This window comes from Klenkia marina, from assembly GCF_900101025.1.
GTDB classification, from domain to species: Bacteria; Actinomycetota; Actinomycetes; order Mycobacteriales; family Geodermatophilaceae; genus Klenkia; species Klenkia marina.
In genome coordinates this window covers 1-22,394 of sequence record NZ_FMUH01000005.1, presented here as the reverse complement: position 1 = coordinate 22,394, position 22,394 = coordinate 1, and the positions used below count along the sequence as shown (strand labels likewise).

Sequence of the window (22,394 nt, the reverse complement as noted above, 5' to 3'; positions counted from 1 at the left end):
GCGGGTCGCTGATCACCGGGTGGGGCGGCGCCCGCGCCCGCAGGATCGTCCGCATGCCTGCCTACGCCGACCGTCCTGCCCTGCGCACCCGCCAGGTGGTGGCCGACCTCGCGCTGCTCGGCTGGGCGGTGCTGTGGGTGCTGCTGGCCCGCGTGGTGCACGCCGCCGTGCTGGTGCTCGCCGAGCCCGGGGTGCAGCTGGAGTCCCTGGGGCGCTCGATCGGCGACGCCATGGGCGACGCGGCCGGGGTGGCCCGGGACGTGCCGTTGGTCGGCGACGAGCTGTCGGCGCCCTTTGGCTCGCTGGGCGAGTCGGCCGACGGCGTGGCCGGGGCAGGGCAGGGCGTGCAGGACGCCGTCGGCACCCTGGCCTGGGTGCTGGCCGCCGCGCTGGTGGTCATCCCGGTCGGGTGGGCGGTGGTCCGCTGGGCCGGGTGGCGGTTGGGCTGGGCCCGGGAGGCGGCCGCCGCCGTCGCGCTGGACGTGGAGCTGCTGGCCGCCCGCGCCGTGGCCACCGCTCCCCTGTCGGCGCTGGCCGGGTTGCCGGCCGGGACCGGCGCCGCCTGGCGGGCGGGCGACGCCGGTGCGACCCGGGCCCTCGCCGAGCTCGAGCTGCGCCGCCTCGGTCTCCGCGGGACGGGCCGGGCGCCGGGGTCAGAAGCCGGTGTCGACCGGGCGCTGCCGGGGTGAGGCGGTGCGGTGGGCCTGGGCGGCCAGGATGCCGATGACGGCCAGCGCGTTGCGCACGGTGCCGTCGAACACCATCTGCACCGCCCGGTCCAGCGGAACCCGCTCGACGGTCATGTCGGCCTCCTCGTGCTCCACGACGAAGCCCTCGGGCCGGGCGGCCGGGCCGAGCCCCTCGGCGAGGTACAGCCCCACCAGCTCGTCGCAGAAGCCCGGGGTGGACAGCGAGGTTGTGAGCAGCGACCAGCGCTCGGCAGCCAGCTCGACCTCCTCGGCCAGCTCACGCTTCGCGGTCTCCAGCGGTGGCTCGCCCTCGGCGTCGCGCAGCCCGGCCGGCAGCTCCCACAGGTGCTCGCCGATCGCGTGCCGGTACTGCTTGAGCAGGACGACCGCGCCGTCGTCGTCGATCGCCACCACACCGACCGCGCCGGGGTGCGTCACCACCTCGCGCACCGAGGACCCGCCGCCGGGCATGGCCACGGTGTCCCGGCGCAGCGAGATGACCCGGCCCTCGTAGACCTGCTCGGAGGCGAGGACCTCGTACATCAGATGCCCATCTCGGCGTTCTCGGGCACCGGGATGCGGCCGGACTCCTGCCGGTCGACCGCGGCCTTCACGAACGCCGCGAACAGCGGGTGCGGCCGGGTGGGCCGGCTCTTGAGCTCGGGGTGGGCCTGCGTGCCGACGTAGAACGGGTGGACGTCGGCGGGCAGCTCGACGAACTCGACCAGCGTGCCGTCGGGCGAGGTGCCCGAGATCTCCAGGCCGGCCGCGGTCAGCCGGTCGCGGTAGGCGTTGGCCACCTCGTAGCGGTGCCGGTGCCGCTCGGTGATCTCGGTCGACCCGTAGGCCGCCGCCGCGACCGAGCCCTTGGTCAGGGCCGCGGGGTAGCTGCCCAGCCGCATGGTGCCGCCGAGGTCGCCCTTCCCGCCGACGATGTCGACCTGGTCGGCCATGGTGGAGATGACGGCGTCGGGGGTCTCGGGGTCGAACTCCGCGGAGTTGGCGCCCTCGACACCGGCCAGGTTGCGGGCGGCCTCGATGACCATGCACTGCAGGCCCAGGCACAGGCCCAGCGTCGGGATGCCCTGGGTGCGGGTGTGCTGCAGGGCGCCGAGCTTGCCCTCGATGCCGCGCACGCCGAAGCCACCGGGCACGCAGACGGCGTCGACCCCGGCCAGCGCGGTGGCCGCGCCCTCGGGTGTCTGGCAGTCGTCGGAGGGCACCCAGCGGATCTGCACCCGGGTGCGGTGGGCGAAGCCGCCGGCCCGCAGCGCCTCGGTCACCGACAGGTACGCGTCGGGCAGGTCGATGTACTTGCCGACCAGGCCGACGGTGACGGTGTGCTTCGGGGAGTGCACGCGCTCGAGCAGGTCGCCCCACACCGTCCAGTCGACGTCGCGGAAGGGCAGGCCCAGCCGGCGGACGACGTAGGCGTCGAGGCCCTCGCGGTGCAGCACCTTGGGGATGTCGTAGATCGAGGGCGCGTCGGCGCAGGAGATGACGCCCTCGGCCTCGACGTCGCACATCAGGCTGATCTTGCGCTTCATGCCCTCGGGGATCTCGCGGTCCGAGCGGCAGACCAGCGCGTCGGGCTGGATGCCGATGCTGCGCAGCGAGGCCACCGAGTGCTGGGTCGGCTTGGTCTTCAGCTCGCCCGACGGCGCGATGTAGGGCACCAGCGAGATGTGCAGGAAGAAGCAGTTGCCCCGCCCGATCTCGTGGCGCACCTGCCGGGCGGCCTCGAGGAAGGGCAGCGACTCGATGTCGCCGACGGTGCCGCCGATCTCGGTGATGACGACGTCCACCGGGTCGCCGTCGCGGCCGGCCGCCTGCGCACCGGCCAGCATGCGGGCCTTGATCTCGTTGGTGATGTGCGGGATGACCTGCACGGTGTCGCCCAGGTACTCACCGCGCCGCTCCTTGGCGATCACGTCGGAGTACACCTGGCCGGTGGTCACGTTGGCCCGGCCGGTGAGGTCGGTGTCCAGGAAGCGCTCGTAGTGCCCGATGTCCAGGTCGGTCTCGGCGCCGTCCTCGGTGACGAAGACCTCGCCGTGCTGGAACGGGTTCATCGTCCCCGGGTCCACGTTCAGGTAGGGGTCCAGCTTCTGCATCGTCACCCGCAGACCCCGGGCGGACAGGAGCGCCCCGAGCGAGCTCGCGGTCAGCCCCTTCCCCAGGGAGGAGACGACGCCACCGGTCACGAAGACGAACTTCGTCGGGGCTGTGTTGGGGAGAAGGTTCCGCGGTTCAGTCAGTCGACCCACGGGCGCTCACGCTAACACGGCCCGGCGTGGGGTCCGCGTCGCCGACCGGGCCGGCCACCAACCACACCAGCAGGGGCACGAGCAGGGTGGCCGAGGTCGCCGGGATGGCCACCCCGGAGTCGTTCACGACGGTGGACACCGCAAGGCTGAGCGCCACCGCGAGCAGCGCGGCGCGCAGCACCGCGACGTCCGGGGCGGACAGGCCACCGGGACGGCGCTCCGGGGTCGTGCGCAGCGGGCCCTCGGGCCGCAGCAGCCACACGGCCGCCACCGCGGCGACCGCGAGCGTCCAGGCCAGCGGGCTGCCCAGCAGGATCCCGAGGTTGGCCTCGGCCTTGCGGCCGACCACCGTCAACGCCTGGCCGTCGAGCACCTGCGCGACGAACCGGCCCAGGTGGCTGCGCTCGGACGGCGGCCGGGTCCAGTCCAGCACCGCCACCGACCCCACGGCGAGGACGGCGACGCCGAGCACCGCGGCCAGGCGCACGACGGTGACCCGGATGCCGCCGAGCAGCATCGCCAGCAGCAGGAACCCGGGGACGGCGCCCAGCACGCCGCCGAAGTCGCGCCCCAGGCCGGGGGCGCCGACCACCACCACCACGGGCACGGCCACCAGCAGCACGGTGACCAGCGCCGGCCGGCGACCGTCACCGGCGGCACGTCGGCCCACCCAGGTGGCCAGCCCAGCCGTGAGCAGCAGCGCGGCGACCGGCATGAGCCCGAACGTGAGGTTGCCGAACCCGGTGAACCGGCCGGCGACGATCGCGTCGTAGCCGAGCAGCCCGTCGAGCTCGAGGTGCGAACCGGTCAGGACGTCGGCGACCGGCACCACCGCGGTCATCGCCAGCACGACCACCGCCGGTCCCAGCCGGTGCCGTCGCCACGGCCCGGCCACCGCCAGCGCGGCGACGGCGAGGGCGGCGCCGACGACCGATCCGGCGAGCGCGAGGCGGGGGGACCCGGCGTCCTGCCAGGGCACGAGGGAGGCCAGGTAGCTGCCCACCGGGAGCGAGGCCGCGGCCAGGCACACCGGGCGCACCCCGCGGCGCAACCGGTCCCGGGTGGCCGGGCCGGGCCGGCGCCGGGCCCACCAGTCGCGCAGCCGCTGCGGGGTGGCGCGGGGCGCCCGCCAGCCACCCAGGGTGAGCAGGCCGAGCCCGACCACGACGGCCAGCACGAGCACCAGCCCCCAGAAGAAGTCGCCGGTGCTGCGGTAGTGCACGACCGCCCGGTCGTTGGCCTCGCGCAGCTGGTCGACCGCCTCGGCCAGCCCCGGCCGGCCCCCCGCCGTGGTCATGGCCTGCCCGTTCATCGACGCCGGCTGGTCCACGTCCAGGGCGGCCAGGGCCGTCGGTGCCGTGTCGATGAGCTGCACGAACGGTGCCCGCCCGGTGCTGGCCGAGGTGAGCCAGCCACCGTCGAAGCCCGGGCCCGAGGCCATCGCGACGTGCAGCTGGGCGCGGCCGTCGTTGACCTCGGAGATGCCCTGCACCAGCAGCAGGGTGCTGCCGGGCAGCCCGGCCACGACCGACCGGAGCCCGCCGACGGCCCGGTCGACCTCGTCGAGCGCGGCGGGGCGGGAGGTGGGGTCGGTGCCGGTGTCGGTCTCGGTGTCCCCGGGGGCGCCGGCGTCGACCAGGGCGTCGAGGGACACCAGCGACAGCGGGCAGTCCTCGAGCAGGTCCGCGGTCGACACCGGGTCCGCGGGCAGCGCGTCGAGCGCCGTCAGCACGGTGTCGGGGCCGGCCGCGGCGACGGTGGCCGCGCGCCCCGCGGTGATCGCGCACCCCACCGCGTCCGACAGCGCTGCGGGCTCGGCGCCGAACCGGGAGGTCGCCTCGTCCTCGGCGATGAGACCGACGGCCGCCCGGGGGTCGGCCAGGCCCACCGCGGCGACCTGCTCCTGCAGCCCGCAGTAGGAGAGCGAGGTGTCCTCCGGGGCGCTGTCGAACAGGCCCGGGGGGTCCATGGCGGCACCGCCCTCCGTGCTGCCCTCGGGCAGCGGGACCGGCGGCAGCGGGTCGGTGCGCCCGGCCCAGCGGGCGCGGTTGCCCGCGCCGAGGGTCGCCCATCCGTCGAGGACGCAGGTGGTCGACCGGGCGGCGCGCACCGACAACGCCCCGATGGCCGAGCTGCCGGCGAGGTCCCACAGCGCGGGGGTGCCGGCCGGGTCGATGTCGGCCCAGGTCAGCCCCGGGACGCCGATCACCACGACCCGGTCGGCCGTGGGCTCCTCGGCCGCGGCAGCGGGGTCGACCAGCCCGACCAGCAGGCCCAGGACGGCCAGCAGGACGGCGACGGCCCGGCGGGTGGGCCCCCGGCGGGTGGGGCTCACGCGGGGGCGCCGAGCAGCTCGCGGTAGAGCGCGACCAGGGCCCGGGCCGTCCCGGCGTCGTCGGGCCACTGCTCGGCGCGGGCCCGGCCGGCTGCGACGAGCCCGGCGGCCCGTGCGGGGTCGGCCAGCACCTCGGTCACCGCGGTGGCCAGGGCCTCGGGGTCCCCCGCCGGCACCAGCACGGCGGCCTCGCCGACCAGCTCCGGGATGCCGCCGACCCGGGTGGCCACCAGCGGGGTGCCCGACCGCAGCGCCTCCTGCGCGGTCAACGAGCGCGCCTCCCAGACCGAGGGCAGCACGCAGACGTCGGCCGCGGCCAGCAGGTCGGCGACGTCGGTCCGCCGGCCCAGCAACACGACCGGGAGCCGCTCGGCGTCGATGCGGGCGGCCAGCTCGGCCTGCTGCGGGCCGTCGCCGGCCACCACGACGGCCGGGGCGGGGTGCTGACCGGCCCAGTGCGCGGCGGCGTCGAGGAGGGTGCGGTAACCCTTCTGCGGGTGCAGCCGGCCGACCGCGACCACCAGCGGGCGGTCGGCGGCCAGGCCCAGGCCGGCGCGCACGGCGGCGCGGTCGCGGGCAGCCGTCGGCAGCGGCGGTGCCGACACCGGCGCCACCCGGACGTCGCGGGCGCCGGCCCGCCAGGCGTTCTCGGCCAGGTCGCCGGACGCGGCCAGCACGACGTCGGCCGCGCGGATGGTGGCCGCCTCGAGGCGGGCGAGCACGGCCTGCTCGGGCCCGCCGCCGGGCTGCAGGGCGTTGTGCAGGGTGATCACCAGCGGGTGGTGGACCCCGGCCACCCGGCGGGCGACGGCGGCGACCAGCGCTGCGCGCAGGCCGTGCGCGTGCACGAGGTCGGCGCCGGTGGTGGCCCGCGCCAGGGCCAGCACGGCCCGGGGGTCAGCGGGCACAGCGGAGATCTGCACCGGCCGGAAGGCGGCACCCCCGGCGGCGAAGGCGAACAGCTCGTCGGTGGCGGCGGGACCGCACACCCGCAGGGACGCGCCGGCCGCGCGCAGCGGCGCCACCAGCGACCGCACGTGGGTGCCGACGCCGCCGGTGCTGGTGGCCAGCACCTCGGCGACGCGCCGTCCCTGCAGTGGTGCAGTGCTCACCGGGGCTCCTCCGTCGTCCTGTGGGCGTCGCCGCCGTCCCGGGGCTGGTCGCGGGCGCCCCCGTGCTCCCCGGCGCGGTCCGGCCCGCGCAGGCCGGCCAGCGCGGCGCGCAGCGGTCGCCGGGCCGTACCCATGATGACCGCTGCCGCGACCAGCACCACGACGGCGCCGGCCGCCGCACCGGTGCCGACCGCGGCGAGCACGCCACCCGGCGGCACCGGGTCGGCCCCCAGGGCCCGGGCGACGGCCAGCCCGGCCGCACCCCCGGCCACCGCACCCAGCACGGCCGGGCCGCCGAGCCGGACCAGCCCGGCGAGGGACCCGGCCCCCGCCACCCGGGCCACGACGACCAGCAGCCCCGCGCCGGCCACCGTGACGCCGAGGGTGTGACCCAGGGCCAACGCCAGCGAGCGGTCCTGCGCGGGCAGCAGCCCGGCCAGCACCACGTCGGCCACGACCGCCACCGACCAGCCGCCGGCCACGCACACCGTCGGCGACCGCCACAGCCCCCGCGCGTAGAGCGCCCGGGTCAGCACCGCCACCAACCCGTAGCCCACCAGCCCCGGCACGAAGGCCACGACCGTGGGCGCCAGCATCTGCGCCTTGTCGACCTCGGTCGCGAAGAACACCCGGGAGACCGGACCGGCCACCGCCACCAGCACCGCGACGGCGAGGGCCGAGGTCACGAGCACCAGCGCCACGACCGGGGCCAGCAGCCGGCGGAAGCCGGCGTCGTCCCCCTGCGCGGCGCGCTCGGCCAGCCCGGGGTACGCCGAGGTGGCCAGCGGGACCGCCAGGGCCGCCCACGGCAGCAGGAACAGCGTCATCCCGGCGAAGTAGACGGTCTGCGTGCCGTCCGGGACGCCCCCGGCGTTGGCCAGCCGGATGGCGACGACCGCGACCACCTGCTGGCCGAGCAGGGTGATGACGCCGGCCAGCGCGAGGCGCCGCACCCGCGGGGCCGCGCCGACCGGGAAGCGCAGCCGGGGGCGCAGCCCCAGGCGGAGGCGGCGCAGCGGCACCAGCAGGCAGCCGGCCAGGGCGACCACGCCGAGGGTGGTTCCCACCCCGAGGACCAGTTCGGCCGGGCGCGACAGCTCGCCGACGTCCCGGCTCCCGCCGATGCCGGCGAACGTCAGGTAGGCACCGGCGACCACGACCGAGGACAGCAGCGGCGCCAGGGCGGGGCCGGCGAACCGGCGGTGGGCCTGCAGCACGCCGGTGAGCACGATGCCGATGCCGTAGAGCACCACCTGGGGGGCGAAGACGAGCAGGAAGCGGGCGGCGAGCTCGGCCTTGGCCGGGTCGGCCGCGTCGTCCCCGAGCAGCGCGTCGGCGATCGGGCGGGCCAGCAGCGCCAGCAGCACGGCGAGCGGGACGAGCACGACCAACGTCCAGCCCAGCAGCGCCGAGGCGGTGCGGCGGACCTGCTCCCGGTCGCCGGCCGCGATGCCGCCGGCGAGCATCGGCACGACCAGGCTGGCCAGGGCCCCGCCGGCCACCACCTCGAAGACGATGTTGGGGACGTTGTTGGCCGCCAGGTAGGTGTCGGCGGTGCTGCCGGCGCCCACGGTGTTGGTGAACACCACGGTGCGGCCGAACCCGGCGACCCGGGCCAGGACGGTGAGCACGGCGATGAGCGCAGCCGCGCCGGCGACCCCGCGGACGGCCTGCTGGCGGGTCACCTCAGGCGTTGCGCCGACCGAGGCGGTCGAGCTCGCGCAGCCCCGGGGTCGACTCGATGACCCGGGTGAAGCTGACCTTCTCGCTGGCGAGGGTCAACGCCGTGACCACGCCCAGCGCAGCCACCCGGCCGGACCGCCGTCGCCCCGCCGCGAGCCGCAGGCCGAGCACCGCGCCCAGGGCGTTGGCTCCGCAGTCGCCGAGCATGATCCGCTCGTCGAGGTCGGTGGGGAGGACGGCCAGGCAGGCACCCAGCGGACCCGCGGCCAACCCGCCGGCCGGACCGGCCAGCAGCGGGAGAGCGAGGAGCGCACCGGCCTTGGCGGCCCGCCCGGGACGCAGGTCCAGCAGGTTCACGAGGTTGGCGGTGCCGGCGACCAGGCCCGTGGTGAGGACGACGTCGGCCACCCCGCCGGCCCGGCTCGAGCTGCTCCCGCGACCGGACCGGGTGAGCAGGCCCGCCGCGAGCCCGGCGGCCCCGAGCCCGGCGACCTTGACCGCGCCGGCGGACACGCGCCCGGCGCGCAGCGCCGCCAGGTGCCCGGCCAGCCCCTTGTCCCGGGCCTGGTCGGCGCGGGCGCCGGCCTGGTCGTCGTAGCCCCCGACGACGCCGGAGACGGTGCCCACCAGGGCCGCCGCCGGAGCCCACCCGGCCGGCGCCCCCGCAGCGGCGGACACGGTGGCCGCTGCTGCCAGGGCCGGACCGCCGAGGAGCGTCAGCGGCCGGCCGGCGTAGTTGGTGCGGCGCCAGCGCTCGGCGCCGGGCCGGTCGGCCACGGCGAGGGCGGCGGAGAGCGCACCCCGGGCCAGCACGGCCCCGGTGGCGACGAGGGCCGCGCGGCGGGCCATCAGTTGCCGGCCGACGACGCGGCCGCGGGCACCGGCGGCACGGGCTGGGCGTCCTCACCCGTGCCGTACTTGCCCGAGGTGCCCTCGCGCTCGGACGACAGGGCCAGCACGGTGCTGATGCGGCCCTCGGGGGCGTTCGCGTTGTCGACGGTGGACACCAGTGTCGAGGCCTCGGTGCTGGCGCGGACGGTGCCGACCAGGCCCCCGGAGGCCGCCGAGCCCGCGTCGCCGGACACCACCGTGCCGGAGCCCTGCCGGTCCAGCGCCGAGACCAGGGCCACCAGGGCGTCGTTGCGCTCCTCGGCGTCGTCGCCGGTCAGCGCGCCGGAGGTGAAGAACACGACGTGGTCGGCGGGTGCCACGCTGGCGCTCTCCTGGGTGAGCACCCCGAGGGTGGACAGACCGCTGAGCACCTGGGTGGTCGCCGTGGTGGCCGGGGCGGTGCCCGTACCGCTGCCGGGCACCATGAGCACCTGGGCCAGCAGGGAGGCGACGAGGGTCGCGGGGTCGGAGTCCTCCTCCGGTAGCGTCACGCCGGCGGGCAGCGCACCGGGCCCGGTCAGGTAGCTCTGCAGGCTGTTGCTGGTCGCCGGGTCGCTGTAGGCAGGGGTCAGCCGGAGGGTGCCGGTGACGGAGGCCCCGGCGTCGCCGAGCAGCGCGGTGACCTCGTCGACGGCGTCGGCGGAGACGTCCTCGTTGCCGACGACCAGCAGCACCGTGCGGCCGGTGAGGGTGCCGGCGACCAGCGCCGGGCCGACCTCCTCGGCGAACCCGCCGGTCGCGTCGACCTGGGCCTGCAGACCCTGGTTGGTGTCCTCCAGCGCCCGCTTGTCCTCCTGGAGCGCGCCGACCTGCCCCTGCAGGTTGTCCAGCAGGCCGCCGTTGAGGGCGGTGGTGCCGATGACGATGCCCAGCGCGACGGCCAGGAAGACCGCGATGAGCGACACGAGGTGGTAGCGGAAGTCGATCACGAGAAGAGGTTCTCCAACCAGAACACGAGGCTGTCCCACTGGTCGACCAGGAGGTCGACGTAGATGCGCCCGGCGGTGGACACGGCCAGTGCCGCGCCGATGGACACCAGTGCCGCCAGCACGAGCAGGACGAGGGCGAGGGTCGAGATGCGGCTGCGGTACAGCCGGCTGACGCCCTTGGCGTCGACCAGCTTGCCGCCCAGCCGCAGGCGGGTGAGGAAGGTGGAGGCCATGCCGCCGCGGCCCTTGTCCAGGAACTCGACGAGGGTCGCGTGGGTGCCGACGGCGACGATGAGCGTGGCGCCCTTCTCGTCGGCCAGCAGCATCGCGATGTCCTCGCTGGTGGCGGCCGCGGGGAAGGTGATGGCCTCCACGCCCAGGTCGAGCACCCGCTGCAGGCCCGGGGCGCGGCCGTCGGCGTAGGCGTGCACCACGACCTCGGCCCCGCAGCGCAGCACGGAGTCGGACACCGAGTCCATGTCGCCGATGATCATGTCGGGCTGGTAGCCGGCCTCGATGAGCGCGTCGGCCCCGCCGTCGACCCCGATGAGCACCGGGCGGTAGTCGCGGACGTAGGACCGCAGCGCAGCCAGGTCCTCCTTGTAGTCGTAGCCGCGCACCACGATGAGCACGTGCCGGCCGTCGATCTCGGTGCGCACGTCGGGCACGCCGACGCCGTCGAGCAGCAGCGCCCGCTCGGACTTCATGTACTCCATCGTGTTGGCGGCGAAGGCCTCCAACTGGGTGGACAGCCCCGCGCGGGCCTCGGTCATGGCCTCGGCGATGGTGGCCTCGGTCTGCTCGGTGCCGGTGACCACCGCCTCGTCGCCGACGTAGAGGGCATTGCCCTCGACCCGGACGGTGGCGCCCTCCTTGACCGCGGCGAAGACCTCGCGGCCGACACCGTCGACCAGCGGGATGCCGGCGGCGGCCAGGATGCCCGGACCCAGGTTCGGGTAACGCCCCGACGTGCTGGCCGCCGCGTTCACGACGGCGCCCACCTTGCAGGCGACCAGGGAGTCGGCGCTCACCCGGTCGATGTCGACGTGGTCGATGACGGCGACGTCGCCGGGCCGCAACCTCTTGGTCAGGTTCTTCGTGCGGCGGTCGAGCCGCACGGTCCCGGTGACGCCGGGGGCGGTCTCGGTGGCGCGCCCACGCCGCAGGGAGCCGATACGCATGGTCACGATCGTCGCACGGCCCCCCGACAGGACCGTCCCCCGACGCGCTCCGACCTCGCCCGACGGCGCCGCGGCGGGCGCCGACTCGGCCACCGCCCGGTCACGGACGGTGAGCGACACCGCTGGTCCACGACACGCCGGGCAGGGCTGCGGAGCCGGGTCGAGGCCGGTGACGTCGGGCCTCTAGCGTGGCTCGGGTGACTGGTGGGGCCCGGGCAGGGCGAGCTGCAGCGACTGTCCGGACCGACCCCACCCAGGAGCAGGTCGGTGCAGCCACTGCACCCGACGGCGCCCCGCGCGCCGAGGACGTGGTCGCCGAGCAGGCGCGGGCACAGGCGCGCGCCGCCTCCCCCGACGAGGTCGAGCAGGTCCTCGCCGACCTCCCCTCCGAGGAGGCCCCCACCGCCGAGGCCCCCGGGGCCGAGGTCCCTGCCGTGCGGGCACCGGAGCCCAGCCCGGTCCCCGTCGTGACGGACACCCCAGGCCCGGTGCACCCCCCGGCCACCGCGGCGCGGGCGCCGCGCAGCCGGGCCAGGAAAGGCGTCAACCTCCGTGAGGTGCGGCGACAGCGCACCCGTGAGGCCATCGTGGACGCCGCGGCCGCCCTCTTCGCCGAGCGCGGCTTCGACCACGTGAGCGTGCTGGAGATCGCCCAGCGTGCCGGCGTCGTGGAGAAGACCGTCTTCAACCACTTCCCGGTCAAGGAGGGCCTGGTCTTCGAGGCCGACCCGCCCATGCAGGCAGCCCTGCTCGACGCGGTGCGCCGCCGACCGGCCGGCGAGTCGGTCGCGGCCGCCGCCGGCACGTTCATCGTGGCCGCCTGCAGCAGGCTCGGGGACCCCGCCGCTGCCCCGGCCGTCGCCGAGATGGCCCGGGTCGTCCGCGGCTCCCGCACGTTGCAGGTGCGCGAGCGGGAGATCCTCGGCCAGCTCACCGACGCCCTGGCGGAGCAGATCACGCTCGAGACCCGGGCCACCCCGGGTGAGCTCGAACCGTGGTTGGCCGCGCACGCGGTGCTGGGGCTCTACCAGTCGCTGCTGGAGCTGGCCCGCGACCGCGTGCTCGCCGTCGCCGGCCCGCCCGAGGACCTCAGCGGCGAGCTGCGGGCCAGCGGCGAGCGCGGCCTGGCGCTCCTCCAGTTCGGCCTGGCCAGCTACTCCAAGAGAAGGACCTGATCGCCCCCCACGACACGCTGCGCGCGTCGCGGGGCCCTGCGATCAGGCCGTTCCAGCACCGTGCCTGGCGGTCTCGAGGAGTTCTCGTGCGTGGGCCTGGCCGGTGTCGGAGTCGGCGAGCCCGGAGAGCATGCGGGCCAGCTCGCGCACCCGGTCCTCCCCGGTGACCGCCCGGATGTCGGTGGCGGTGACGCCCGCAGAGGTGTCGGCCGACTTGTCGACGACGAGGTGGTTGTCGGCGAAGGCAGCCACCTGGGCGAGGTGCGTCACGACGACGACCTGGTGCTCGCGGGCCAGCCGCGCCAACCGGCGACCGATCTCGCCCGCCGCCTGACCGCCGACACCGGCGTCGACCTCGTCGAAGACCATCACCGGCACCGGGTCGGCGCCGGCGAACACGACCTCGATGGCCAGCATCACGCGGGAGAGCTCACCGCCGGAGGCCCCCTTGTGCACCGGGCGGGCCGGTGCGCCGGGGTGCGCGGCCAGCAACAGCGCCACCTCGTCGGCGCCCTCGGGGCCGGGGTGCTCGGGGTCGGTCTCGACGGAGAACGACACCTGGGCCGCAGCCATGGCCAGGCCGGCCAGCTCACGGCCCACGTCGGCGGCGAAGCCCTCGGCGGCCGCGGTGCGCCCAGCGGTGACCTGGTCGGAGAGGGCGCGCAGCTCGGCCCGGGCCGCGTCGCGCTCGGCCGTGAGCTTCTCGAGGGCCTCGTCGGACACGTCGAGGCGCCCGAGCCGGTCCTCGGCGTCCTGCGCCCAGGCCAGCACCCCGGCCACCCCGCTCGAGGGGTCGGCGTAGCTGCGCACCAGGGCGGTGATCACCGCACGCCGGTCGAGCACCTCGGCGAGCCGGGCGGGGTCGGCGTCCAGGTCGGCGACGTACCCGGCCAGCTCGACGCCGACGTCGGCGACGACGGCCCCGATGTCGGCCAACCGGGTGGCGAGGGCCCGCAGGTCGGGGTCGCCGGCGGCGGCCAGGGCGCGCTGGCCGGCGGCCAGGGCGGTGACGGCGTCCTGCGGCACGTCGTCACCGGCACCCAGGTCGCCGGTGGTGTCGCCCACGAGGGCCAGGCGTGCCTCGTCGGCGGCGGCGCGCAGGGCGTCGGCGTCGCCCAGGCGGGCAGCCTGGGCGTCGAGCTGGGCGTCCTCGTCGGGCTGCGGCGCGACGGCGGCGATCTCCTCGAGACCCCGGCGCAGCACCTCGGCCGTCTGGGCCAGCTCGCGGGTCTGGGTGCGCCGGCGCTCGAGGTCCTCGGCCAGCTGACGCCAGCGGGCGTGCGCCCGGCGGTGCTGCTCGACCGTGGCGAGGTGGGCCGCACCGGCGTACCGGTCCAGCGCCCGGCGCTGCTCGGCCGGGCGGGTGAGCCGCAGCTGGTCGGTCTGGCCGTGCAGGGCGAGGAGGTCCTCGGAGAGCTCGGCGACCACACCCACCGGCACGCTGCGCCCGCCCAGGTGCGCCCGCGACCGGCCCTCGGCGCTGACGGTGCGGGCGAGGATGAGGCTGCCGTCCTCGTCGGGCTCGGCACCGGCGTCGGCGGCCCGCACCCACACCGGCGAGTCGGCCGGGAGCGCCAGGCGACCCTCCACACCGGCCCGGCCGGCGGCCCGGACGCGGCCGGGGTCGGCGCGACCGCCGAACAGCAGGCTGAGGCCGGTGACGACCATCGTCTTGCCCGCACCGGTCTCCCCGGTGACGACCGTCAACCCCGGGTCGAGGTCGAGGGTCACGTCGTGGATGGCGCCGAGACCCTTGATGTGCAGCTCGGTCAGGGCACCGTTGCGCGGCGGTCCCGCCGGGGCCGGCGCCGGGTCGGCCGTGCGCTCACGCCTGGGCACCGGGCACCTCGCTCCCCGGTGCGCCGTCGGCGGTGTCGTCGCGCAGCAGCACGTTGCGGCTGCGGGTCAGCTCCTGCCCGGGTCCGACGTGACCGCGGACGTCGCGGAACCCGCGCACCGGGAGACCGAACTTGGCCACCAGCCGGTCGCCGAAGCTGCGCGGGTGCACCCGGGCGATCCGCACGGGCCGGCCCGACCGCCGCACGTCGACCCGGCCGCCGGGCGGGATCTCGACCGTGCGCCGCCCGTCGGCCGACACCCGGGCGCGGGTCCCGTCGGCCGGGACGGCGACGGTGAGCACCGACTCGGGCGAGGTGACCAGTGGCCGGGCGAACAGGGCGTGGGCGTTGGTGGGCACCACCAGGATCGCCTCGACGTCGGGCCACACCACCGGCCCGCCCGCGCTGAACGCGTAGGCGGTGGACCCCGTGGGGGTGGCGGCCAGGACGCCGTCGCACCCGAAGCTGGTCAGCGGCCGGCCGTCGATGGACAGCACCACGTCGAGCACCCGGGAGCGCTCGACCTTCTCCACCGAGGCCTCGTTGAGCGCCCAGGTGCCACCGACGCGCGTGCCGCCGGCGTCGAACACGTCGACGGCGAGCGTCAGGCGCTCCTCCACCGAGTACTCGCACTGCTCGATGGCCGACAGGGTCTCCTCGACCGTCTCGGGCTCGGTCTCGGCGAGGAACCCGACCTTGCCGAGGTTCACTCCGGTCAGCGCGGCATCGGTGGCCCGGGCCAGCTCGGCGGCCCGCAGGAACGTGCCGTCCCCGCCCATGACGATGACCACCTCGGCCCCGTCGGCGGCCTCGGGCCCGAAGGCCACGACCTCGGCGCCCGGGATGCCCAGGTCCTCGGCCTCGTCGTCGAGCACCCGGACCACCAGGCCGGCCTGGGCCAGCCGGGTCGCCGAGGCGCGGGCCAGGTCGATGATGTCGGCCCGTCCGGTGTGCACGGCCAGCAGCACCCGGCGCACCCCGTCGGCCGGGGTGCAGGCGGAGCTCTCGCTGGGCTGGGTCGAGGTCACGTGGGGCCTTCCTGGACTGCTCGGGTGATGGCCACGGGGTCGGGCGCGGGCGCGGCGCGGCGCAGGTGGAGGAAGAACTCGACGTTGCCCGACGGGCCAGGCAGCGGGCTGGCGACCACGCCTGCGGTCCCCCACCCCAGGGCGTGGGCGGCCTCGGCGACGGCGGTGACCGCGTCGGCCCGGTGCTCCTTGTCGCGCACCACGCCACCGGCGCCCAGGCGTTCGCGGCCGACCTCGAACTGCGGCTTGACCATCGGCAGCAGCTCGCCGGCGGGGTGGGTGCAGGCCAACAGGGCCGGGAGCACCAGCCGCAGGCCGATGAAGGACAGGTCGGCGACGACGAGGTCGACCGGGCCGCCGATCTGCTCGGGCTCGAGGGACCGCACGTTGGTGCGCTCGTGCACGTCGACGCGGTCGTCGGTGCGCAGCGACCACGCCAGCTCGCCGTAGCCGACGTCGACCGCGACGACCTGGCGCGCCCCACGTCGGAGGCAGACCTCGGTGAAGCCCCCGGTGGACGCACCGGCATCGAGCACGCGCCGGCCGGCGACGTCGACCCCGAAGGCGTCGAGGGCGCCGATCAGCTTGTGGGCACCGCGGGACACCCAGGAGGGGCCGTCGGCGTCCTCGCGCACGACGACGGGGGTGCCGGCTTCGACCCCGGTGGCGGGCTTGGTGGCGGTCTGGCCGGCCACGGTCACCCGGCCCTCGGCGATGAGGGCCTGGGCGTGCTCGCGGGAGCGGGCCAGGCTGCGACGGACCAGCTCGGCGTCCAGCCGCGCTCGGCGGGCCATCAGCGCAGACCCCGCCGGTGCCGGGCCGCTCGGTTCTGGACCGCTCGGTGCAGGACGCTCACAGCTGGTCGATCGTGGCGAGCAGGCGGTGCAGGCGGTCGTGCTCGGCCTCCAGCACGTCGGCGTGGTCGGTCACCGGCAGCTGGGCCAGGTGGGCTGCCAGGTCGTCGTGGCCGGTGGCGTCGTCGAGGCTCGCCGTGGCGTGCGGGTCCGCCGTGGCGTGCGGGTCTGCCGGCCCCTGCTCGGCACGTGCCTCGGGGTCTCCCGACGCCGGGGCGGGCGCCAGCCAGGAACCGGGTCGGGGCGCACCGGAGGGGGTGGTCATGCCTGTCCCCCCTCGTGCCGGCGGCCGCCCGAGCCGACCTCGGGGGCACCCAGCAGGTTACCGGCCACCGCCGACGGCGCGGGTCGGGCCGGGGGGCGCGGTAGCGTGCCCGCGACCCCGTCGTGGAGCGGGACCGACGCACGATGGAGGCACCCGGCTGTGGCCACGCTCGAGCAGTGCATGACCGCCCTGGAGGGCTTCGTCGGCGACCTGGCGGCCCGCCCGGCCCTCAGCGGGCTCGACCGCACCGTGTCCTGCCGGCTCACCGACCTCGAGCAGGTCGTGCAGGGACGGCTGGTGAACGGCACCGCGCAGGGCATGGAGGCCGTGCCCGCCGGGCCGTCGGTGCCCAGGGCCGACATCCGGATCATCACCACCAGCGACGACCTGCTCGCGGTCACCTCCGGTGAGCTGTCCTTCGGGTCGGCGTGGGCCTCGGGCCGGGTCAAGCTGGAGGCCGGGCTGCGGGACATGCTCCGCCTGCGCGCCCTGCTCTGAGCCCGGCTCACCACCTCAGCTCCCGTCCAGGCCCCACCGGGCCAGTGCCTCGGCCACGGCGGGGGCGGCACCCTCTGCGGCCCTGACGGTCGCGGCTGCGGACTCGTCGGGGTGGGCGGCCCAGTGCGCCACGCACAGCGCCCGCAGGCCGTCGAGGTCGTCGGCGAGGTCGTCGGCGGGCGGACCGTCCCCGGCGGAGAGCAGTACGGCGTCGTCGTCGACGGTCGCCGTCCACGCCCCGCAGCGCCACCCGTCGGCGTCCGGCTCGACGGCGGGGTGGGCATGGCACAGGCCTGCCACGTCGTGCGCGACCAGGTCGGGGCGGGCTTCTGGCCCGGCGGCCAGCAGGGTGCCGGGGGTGGTCACGCCGGAGAGCACGAGCAGCGTCGGGACGCCGACCCGGCGGCCACCCTCGACGTCGGTGTCCAGCCGGTCGCCGACCACGACGGGGCGCTGCGCCCCGGTGCGCCGGACGCACTCGCGGTGCATGGCGGGGGCCGGCTTGCCGGCGACCAGGGGTTGCTGACCGGTCACCGCGGCGACGACGCCCACCAGGGCACCGTTGCCGGGCAGCACGCCGCGCGGGGACGGGATGGTGGCGTCGGTGTTCGTGGCGACGTGCCGAGCGCCCCCGCGGACGGCGACCACCGCCTCGGCCAGCTGGGTCCAGCCGACGTCGCGCCCGTAGCCCTGCACGACGGCGACCGGGTCGTCCTCGGCCCGGTGCACCACGCGCAGCCCGGCCTCGGTGAGGGCGGACGCCACGCCCGGCCCACCGACGGGCAGCACGCCCGCACCTCGCCCGACGAGGTCGACCACCACGGTGGCGGCGGCCTGGGAGCTGGTGATGACGTCGTCGGGGTCGGCGGCCATGCCGAGCTCGCTCAGGTGCGCCGCGACCTCCTGCGGGGTGCGAGCGGCGTTGTTGGTCACGAACCCGAGCCGCATGCCGGCCCCGCGGGCCTGCTCGAGTGCGGCGGCGGCCCCGGGCACGGCGTCGGGACCGACGTACAGGACCCCGTCGAGGTCGAGGAGGGCGACGTCGTGGACACGGCTCGGGGGCTGGGCCGAGCCGTGGGCGAGCGAGGGCGGGGGGACGTCGGCGGTCACCCCGAGATGGGACCACGGCCGGGGACCGTCAGCGCCCCCGGGAGTCGGCCACCCCTCCCCTCCTACGATCGCGGGATGCCCCCGAGCAGCACGGCCGGCGATGCGCTGGTGGTGCACCCCTTCCGTGCGCTGACCTACGCCGCCGTCGACGCCGACCACTTGACCAGGGTGAGCTCGCCGGCCTACGACCTGGTGACCTCCGCGGGCCGCGCGCGACTGGCAGCCGCGGACCCGCACAACGTGGTGCGGCTGATCCTCCCGGGCCCGGACGACGCGGCCGGGCAGGCTGGTGGTCCGTGCGACCGGCAGTCGGCCGAGCGGGCGGCCGGGACGCTGCAGCAGTGGCTGGACGACGGTGTGCTCGTCCGCGACCGGGAACCCGCCCTGTGGTGCTACGCCATGGTCGCCCCGGACGGGGTGCCGACCGTCGGGTGGCTGGGCGCGGTCGAGCTGCCCCCCGACGGGTCGCGGGCCGTGCTCCCCCACGAGGACGTGCACCCGGGGGCGGTGGCCGGCCGACGCGAGCTGCTGGCCGCGACGCGCACCGACCTGGAGCCGATCGTGCTGGCCCACGACCCCTCCGCGGCCGTCGAGCGCGAGACCGCCTTGGTGCTGACGGTCGTTCCGGACATGCGCGTCGCCGACGACGACGGGGTGGTGCACGAGCTGCGGCGGGTGACCGACCCGGCCACCCTGGCGCGGTTGGCCGATGGATTCGCCCAGGTCGCGTCTGTCATCGCCGACGGGCACCACCGGTTCGCCGCAGCCCGGGCCCTGGCCGCGGGCGGTCCGGGACGGGTGCTGGCCCTGCTGACCCCGATGGGACCGGGTGGCCTGCGGGTCCGCGCGATCCACCGGGTCGTCCCCGGCCTCGACCTGCCCACGGCGGCACGCGCCGCAGCCGCAGGATTCGTCGTGGCGCCGGCGGAGGTGCCCGTCCCGGACGGCTCGGACTCGTGGTCCCCCGGCCCCGGACGCTTCGTGGTCACCGACGGGAGCCGCGCGGTGCTGCTGTCGGAGCCGACCCCCTCGGTCCGCGACCGGGTACCCCCGGATGCGCCACCCAGCTGGCGGGCCCTGGACGTCGTCCTGGCCCACCACGGGTTGATCGCCGGCTGCTGGGGCCGCCCGGACGACCCGGCCTCGGTGCTGGTGGCCCACGACGTCGACGAGGCGCTGCGCCTGGCACGCCGTTCGAGCGGGGTCGCGCTGCTGCTGCACCCGTCGACGCCGGCCGACGTGGCCGCGGTGGCCCGCGACGGCGCCCGGATGCCGCGCAAGTCCACGCTGTTCGTGCCGAAGCCGCGTACCGGTCTGGTCCTCCGCCCGCACTGACGACCTCACGACGGCGCCGGGCCCGTCGGCCGGCACCGTCGGGCCCGGCGGCACTCCACCTCGTGCACCACGGCACCACCGGTGGGGCTGCGCCAGTAGCGGCGCCGCAGCGAACCCTGCACCTCGAGCAGGTCGCCGGGGTGCCAGGAGGCGGCCCGGCGCACCGGACCCGCCGCCGAGCTGACGCAGGTGATGGTGTCGTGCCCGGGTTCCCGCGGGCGCGGAGCCGGTCGCCGGACGGTCAGCTTGAAGACCAGCAGGGTGTCGCCACTGGGCAGCTCCCGGACCACCGCGGGCGCGGCCAGTCTGCCCCGGAGGACGACGTCGTTGCGGTCGGTGCCGTGGGCGCCGGAGCGGGTGGTCGGTCGGGTCGGGGACGTCATGCCGGCAGCGTCGTGCGCCCCACCGACGGCCGCCAGGGCCCGTCCGAGAACTGTGGACGGGCCCTGGCGGTTGTGGACGGCGAGGTCAGTTCGTCGGGGGTGTGTGCTCCCCCGACGGCCCGTCCTCCGGCGCGCTGAACAGACCTGCCGTGTCCGCCGGCATCGGGCGCGGCTGCGTCTGCACCGGCGGCTGCGCGGCGGGGGTGTCGGAGAACCCGGGTGCCGGGATCTCGCCCAGCAGTTCGGCGACCTCGTCCTCGAGATCCTGCTCGTCGGGGTCGTAGTCGGCCCCGACGGTCGTCTCCGGCAGCTCGACGTCCTGGTCGACGTCCTGGTCGACGGACGCCTCCGTGTCCGGCTCGACGTCACCGTCGGCGGCTGCCGGGTCCTCGGCACGGGAGCCGTCGTCCGCGGCGGACCCGTGTGCGTCGCCGGCGTGGGAGCCGCCCTCCGCACCGTCGTCCTCCGCATCGACGTGCTCCGCGTCGACGTCCTCGGAACCGCCGTCGGATTCATCGTCGAGTTCGTCGTCGTACTCGACGTCGTCGAAGCGGGCGGCCACGCCGGTCTCGTCCGCAGGGTCCGCGGCCATGATCGCCTCGAACCAGGCCTGCGCCTGCTGCTCGTCGCCGCGGGACTCCAGCAGGTCGGCGTAGGCCGTGGCCAGTCGCAGCTGACCCAGGTCGCCCGGTGCGAGTTGCTCAGGGGTCGGTCGGCCACCGAGCGCGGCCTCCAGCACCAGCGCGGCGGCGGCGACCTCACCGAGGTCCTGCCGGGCGCCGGCCTCGACCAGCCGCAGCTCGACGACCTCGTCGGTGTCGGGGTCCTCGGTCAGGGCCTCCGCCACCAGACGGAGCGCCACGTCGGGTCGGCCCAGCGCCCGCTCGCAGTCGGCGAGGACCGCACGGTAGGACTCGTCCCCGCTCATCCGCCGGTAGGCCCGGAGCTCACGAGCTGCTTCGGTGAAGTCCCCGGCGTGGTACGCCGCCACACCGACCGCCTCGCGCACGACGGCGATCCGCGAGGCGCGCTCGCGGGCCGCCTGGGCATGGGTCAACGCGGCCTGCGGGTCCTCGTCGAGCAAGCCACCGGCAGCGGCGAGGTGCTGGCCGACGACCGTGGCGTTGCGGCTCTCCAACCCCTTCAGGGCACGCCGGACGGACCCGTCGAGCTCCCGGGGGTCGGCCCACTCGGGGATCGGCGGCCCGGACGCCCGCCGCTGCTCCACGAACCCGCGGTCGTCGCGGCGGTCATCCCGCTGCGGACGGGCCCCACCACGGTCAGGACGCTCACCGGACCGCGCGGGCCGACGGTCGCCCCCCTGCGGGCGGTCGTCGGCTGCCGGACGACGGTCCTGCCACGCCGGCCGTTCCCCGCCCCCGCGCTGGGGACGCTCTCCCTGGGCCGGACGACGGTCCTGCCACGCGGGGCGTGCACCACTGCGCTCGGGCCGGTCCGACTGAGCCGGACGACGGTCCTGCCACGCCGGCCGGTCCTCGCCCCCGCGCTGGGGGGCGTCCCCACCGCGAGCCGGACGGCGGTCATCCCGCTGCGGCCGGTCGCCACCAGCGGGGCGGCGGTCCCGCCACGCCGGGCGGTCATCCCGCTGCGGACGGTCGCCCTGAGCCGGACGACGGTCCTGCCACGCCGGCCGGTCCCCACCCCCGCGCTGGGGACGGTCTCCTCCAGCCGGACGACGGTCCTGCCACGCGGGGCGTGCACCACTGCGCTCGGAGCGGTCCCCGCCGCCGGCCGGACGGCGATCCTCCCGCTGCGGCCGGTCGCCACCAGCGGGGCGGCGGTCCTGCCACGTCGGGCGGTCATCCCGCTGCGGACGGTCGCCCTGGGCCGGACGCCGGTCCTGCGATGCCGGACGCCGGTCGTCGCCACCCGTGCGACCACCCCGACCACCCTCCGCAGACCGCGGGGTGCTCCCGGCGCCGTAGCGTGGACGCCACTCGCCGCTCAGTCGCGCGCGCTCACGTGCACCCGGGCGCTCGTCCGCGCCACCCGTCGAGGGGCGGTCGGTCCGCGCCGGGCCGCCGGGCCGACGCTCCTGCCAACCCCCGGCCGACCCACGACCACCGGCGCGGGCACCGTCGCCCGGGCGGTCGCTGCGCGCATCGGGACGCTGCCCCCCGGCGCCGCGGGAGTACCCGCCCTGGCCAGGACGACGGTCCTGCCAGGAGGAGGGCCGACCCTGACCACCGGCGCCCTCCGAGCGAGGGCGCCCGGAACCGTCACGGTCGTCACGTGACGACTGACCGCCCTGGGGGCGAGGACGCCCCTGGCCGGCCACGCCCCGGTGATCACCGGAGGGACGACCGCCGCGACCACCAGCGGGTGGCCGGCCTCGCCCACCTCTGTCGGAGCCGCCGTTGCCTCGTCGGGGTGCAGTCATCGCGTCGTCGTACCTCGTTGCTGGTCGGTTCCACCACCGGGCGAGCGCCGCGGTGCGCAGTCAGGCTCCACGACACCAAAAGGGGCCGGAAAGCACAACAAGGGGGTCACAGCGTGTGCTGTGACCCCCTTGTCGGAAAGTGTGTCCGGCGGCGTCCTACTCTCCCACCCAGTCCCCCGGGCAGTACCATCGGCGCTGAGAGGCTTAGCTTCCGGGTTCGGAATGAGACCGGGCGTTTCCCTCTCGCCATGACCGCCGTAACGCTGTGAAAGTTTCCTCCCCCGGTTCACCCGGGTCAGCGGGTGGGTGGGGGCGGTGTGAACACACGGGTGTGTTCGTGCTTTCAGAACCGCACAGTGGACGCGAGACAAGTTGGTTCAACCCGTGAGGTCGAACGATTTTTGTTTGTTGTGGTCAAGT

The 22,394-nt window shown here is 76.4% G+C and carries 19 protein-coding genes and 1 rRNA gene; 4 read left to right on the top strand and 16 right to left on the bottom strand.

What is annotated here, in order from left to right:
• Window positions 1-53: 53 nt before the first annotated feature.
• On the top strand, window positions 54-689 hold the full coding sequence (locus BLP29_RS14480; RefSeq protein ID WP_092805733.1) for a hypothetical protein: 636 nt from the start codon (window positions 54-56) through the stop codon (window positions 687-689).
• On the opposite strand, the gene BLP29_RS14475 is transcribed toward BLP29_RS14480, so the two are convergent.
• Genes BLP29_RS14475 through steA form a run of 8 tightly spaced genes read right to left on the bottom strand, consistent with a single transcriptional unit; the run spans window position 654 to window position 11,087 of the window.
• Window positions 654-1,232, bottom strand: coding sequence for an NUDIX domain-containing protein (locus tag BLP29_RS14475; protein WP_092805731.1), 579 nt, complete (start codon window positions 1,230-1,232; stop codon window positions 654-656). The genes BLP29_RS14480 and BLP29_RS14475 overlap by 36 nt on opposite strands.
• Window positions 1,232-2,956, bottom strand: a complete 1,725-nt coding sequence (locus BLP29_RS14470) for a CTP synthase (protein WP_243469982.1) — start codon at window positions 2,954-2,956, stop codon at window positions 1,232-1,234. Before BLP29_RS14470 ends, BLP29_RS14475 begins: the two co-directional genes overlap by 1 nt.
• Window positions 2,940-5,291 (bottom strand): hypothetical protein, encoded by a 2,352-nt coding sequence (locus BLP29_RS14465; RefSeq protein WP_092805729.1) that lies wholly within the window; start codon window positions 5,289-5,291, stop codon window positions 2,940-2,942. The genes BLP29_RS14470 and BLP29_RS14465 overlap by 17 nt, the downstream gene beginning before the upstream one ends.
• Window positions 5,288-6,403 (bottom strand): glycosyltransferase family 4 protein, encoded by a 1,116-nt coding sequence (locus BLP29_RS14460; RefSeq protein ID WP_092805727.1) that lies wholly within the window; start codon window positions 6,401-6,403, stop codon window positions 5,288-5,290. Before BLP29_RS14460 ends, BLP29_RS14465 begins: the two co-directional genes overlap by 4 nt.
• Entirely contained in the window at window positions 6,400-8,088 is a 1,689-nt protein-coding gene (gene murJ, locus BLP29_RS14455) for a murein biosynthesis integral membrane protein MurJ (RefSeq protein ID WP_092805725.1), read from the bottom strand. Before murJ ends, BLP29_RS14460 begins: the two co-directional genes overlap by 4 nt.
• Window position 8,089: 1 nt before the next feature.
• Entirely contained in the window at window positions 8,090-8,935 is an 846-nt protein-coding gene (locus BLP29_RS14450) for a hypothetical protein (RefSeq protein WP_092805723.1), read from the bottom strand.
• A complete protein-coding gene (locus BLP29_RS14445; protein WP_092805721.1) occupies window positions 8,935-9,906 on the bottom strand; it encodes a copper transporter in 972 nt (323 codons plus the stop codon). The genes BLP29_RS14450 and BLP29_RS14445 overlap by 1 nt, the downstream gene beginning before the upstream one ends.
• On the bottom strand, window positions 9,903-11,087 hold the full coding sequence (steA, locus tag BLP29_RS14440; RefSeq protein ID WP_092806391.1) for a putative cytokinetic ring protein SteA: 1,185 nt from the start codon (window positions 11,085-11,087) through the stop codon (window positions 9,903-9,905). The genes BLP29_RS14445 and steA overlap by 4 nt, the downstream gene beginning before the upstream one ends.
• Window positions 11,088-11,284: 197 nt before the next feature.
• Between steA and BLP29_RS14435 the strand changes: the two genes are divergently transcribed.
• Window positions 11,285-12,262, top strand: a complete 978-nt coding sequence (locus tag BLP29_RS14435; protein ID WP_092805718.1) for a TetR/AcrR family transcriptional regulator — start codon at window positions 11,285-11,287, stop codon at window positions 12,260-12,262.
• 42 nt (window positions 12,263-12,304) lie between these two features.
• Here BLP29_RS14435 and recN read toward each other — a convergent pair whose 3' ends face one another.
• From recN to BLP29_RS14415, 4 genes are read right to left on the bottom strand one after another with little or no spacing between them, the layout of a single operon-like run.
• Entirely contained in the window at window positions 12,305-14,101 is a 1,797-nt protein-coding gene (gene recN, locus BLP29_RS14430; RefSeq protein ID WP_207798509.1) for a DNA repair protein RecN, read from the bottom strand.
• The gene (locus BLP29_RS14425) at window positions 14,088-15,128 is read right to left on the bottom strand and encodes an NAD kinase (RefSeq protein WP_207798508.1); all 1,041 of its coding nucleotides are present in this window, start codon (window positions 15,126-15,128) and stop codon (window positions 14,088-14,090) included. The genes recN and BLP29_RS14425 overlap by 14 nt, the downstream gene beginning before the upstream one ends.
• The gene (locus tag BLP29_RS14420; RefSeq protein ID WP_092805716.1) at window positions 15,125-15,922 is read right to left on the bottom strand and encodes a TlyA family RNA methyltransferase; all 798 of its coding nucleotides are present in this window, start codon (window positions 15,920-15,922) and stop codon (window positions 15,125-15,127) included. The genes BLP29_RS14425 and BLP29_RS14420 overlap by 4 nt, the downstream gene beginning before the upstream one ends.
• Window positions 15,923-15,980: 58 nt before the next feature.
• Window positions 15,981-16,247 carry a hypothetical protein gene (locus tag BLP29_RS14415; RefSeq protein WP_092805714.1) on the bottom strand — a complete coding sequence of 89 codons (267 nt, stop codon included), beginning with the start codon at window positions 16,245-16,247 and terminating at the stop codon, window positions 15,981-15,983.
• Between the two features lie 159 nt (window positions 16,248-16,406).
• Here BLP29_RS14415 and BLP29_RS14410 point away from each other — a divergent pair, with 159 nt between their 5' ends.
• Window positions 16,407-16,745: an SCP2 sterol-binding domain-containing protein gene (locus BLP29_RS14410; protein WP_092805711.1), complete on the top strand. Its 339-nt coding sequence runs from the start codon at window positions 16,407-16,409 to the stop codon at window positions 16,743-16,745.
• A gap of 15 nt (window positions 16,746-16,760) precedes the next feature.
• Here the strand turns inward: BLP29_RS14410 and BLP29_RS14405 are convergent, their stop codons facing one another.
• Window positions 16,761-17,855: an HAD-IIA family hydrolase gene (locus BLP29_RS14405; RefSeq protein WP_092805709.1), complete on the bottom strand. Its 1,095-nt coding sequence runs from the start codon at window positions 17,853-17,855 to the stop codon at window positions 16,761-16,763.
• Between the two features lie 75 nt (window positions 17,856-17,930).
• On the opposite strand from BLP29_RS14405, the gene BLP29_RS14400 reads away from it, so the two are divergent.
• On the top strand, window positions 17,931-19,190 hold the full coding sequence (locus BLP29_RS14400) for a DUF1015 family protein (RefSeq protein ID WP_092805707.1): 1,260 nt from the start codon (window positions 17,931-17,933) through the stop codon (window positions 19,188-19,190).
• A 5-nt stretch (window positions 19,191-19,195) separates the two neighbouring features.
• Here the strand turns inward: BLP29_RS14400 and BLP29_RS14395 are convergent, their stop codons facing one another.
• The 3 genes from BLP29_RS14395 to rrf all read right to left on the bottom strand — a co-directional run bounded on the left by BLP29_RS14395 (window position 19,196) and on the right by rrf (window position 22,234).
• Entirely contained in the window at window positions 19,196-19,573 is a 378-nt protein-coding gene (locus tag BLP29_RS14395; protein ID WP_092805705.1) for a single-stranded DNA-binding protein, read from the bottom strand.
• Between the two features lie 85 nt (window positions 19,574-19,658).
• A complete protein-coding gene (locus tag BLP29_RS14390) occupies window positions 19,659-20,801 on the bottom strand; it encodes a tetratricopeptide repeat protein (RefSeq protein WP_092805703.1) in 1,143 nt (380 codons plus the stop codon).
• 1,316 nt (window positions 20,802-22,117) lie between these two features.
• Window positions 22,118-22,234 (bottom strand): 5S ribosomal RNA (gene rrf, locus BLP29_RS14375).
• Window positions 22,235-22,394: the final 160 nt, after the last annotated feature.

Bases quoted from the DNA above. Each gene is read 5' to 3' on its own strand.
- BLP29_RS14420 (WP_092805716.1), bottom strand. From the start codon at position 15,922: ATGGCCCGCCGAGCGCGGCTGGACGCCGAGCTGGTCCGTCGCAGCCTG.
- BLP29_RS14415 (WP_092805714.1), bottom strand. From the start codon at position 16,247: ATGACCACCCCCTCCGGTGCGCCCCGACCCGGTTCCTGGCTGGCGCCC.
- BLP29_RS14475 (WP_092805731.1), bottom strand. From the start codon at position 1,232: ATGTACGAGGTCCTCGCCTCCGAGCAGGTCTACGAGGGCCGGGTCATC.
- BLP29_RS14400 (WP_092805707.1), top strand. From the start codon at position 17,931: ATGCCCCCGAGCAGCACGGCCGGCGATGCGCTGGTGGTGCACCCCTTC.
- steA (WP_092806391.1), bottom strand. From the start codon at position 11,087: ATGCGTATCGGCTCCCTGCGGCGTGGGCGCGCCACCGAGACCGCCCCC.
- BLP29_RS14450 (WP_092805723.1), bottom strand. From the start codon at position 8,935: ATGGCCCGCCGCGCGGCCCTCGTCGCCACCGGGGCCGTGCTGGCCCGG.
- BLP29_RS14395 (WP_092805705.1), bottom strand. From the start codon at position 19,573: ATGACGTCCCCGACCCGACCGACCACCCGCTCCGGCGCCCACGGCACC.
- BLP29_RS14480 (WP_092805733.1), top strand. From the start codon at position 54: ATGCCTGCCTACGCCGACCGTCCTGCCCTGCGCACCCGCCAGGTGGTG.